We start from the raw sequence: 524 nt of genomic DNA, 5'->3' as shown, positions 1-524 counted from the left end.
GAAGCGGGTCGCCGAACTCGAGCGAACGAACGAGCTACTGAAATCGGCGAGCGCGTTTTTCGCCTCGGAACTCGACCGGACCACGACGAGATGATCGCGTTCATCGACGCGTACCGCGATCGTTTCGAGACCCTCGTTCATCTGTCGCGCTCTGCGGGCGGCGGGTGTGGTCTTCCTTACCTCGCGAGGCTACCGTGCAGCGAAAAGCCGTGTTGCATCGGCCCGTTCAATCCGCGACGGCGAACTGGTGCCACTGGTGAAGACCGTGCACGAGAACAATTACTCGGTGTACGGAGTCAAGAAGATGCACGCAGAGCTGAGCCGCCGGGGCGTTCGGGTCGGCCGTGAACAGACGCGCCGGTTGATGCGCTGCGCCGGGGTGCGCGGTGCGCAACGCTCGAAGAAGGTGTTCACCACCCGACCCGACCCTGCTGGGGTGCGGCCGCGGGACAGTGTGAAACGTAATTTCGTTGCAACACAACCGAATCGATTGTGGGTGGTCGATATCACCTACGTCCGGACGT

General features: G+C 62.2%; 1 protein-coding gene. It reads left to right on the top strand.

The genetic code is table 11. From position 1 onward, the window contains the following. Positions 1-256 precede the first annotated feature (256 nt). Positions 257-524 (top strand): IS3 family transposase (locus tag DK926_RS26315; RefSeq protein WP_165839682.1); only part of this gene is annotated, 268 nt, incomplete at its 3' end.

This window comes from Rhodococcus sp. Eu-32, assembly GCF_003336925.1.
GTDB classification, from domain to species: Bacteria; Actinomycetota; Actinomycetes; order Mycobacteriales; family Mycobacteriaceae; genus Rhodococcoides; species Rhodococcoides kyotonensis_B.
The sequence above is the reverse complement of the archived record's forward strand: the minus strand, read 5'-3'. Positions and strand labels throughout refer to the sequence as shown.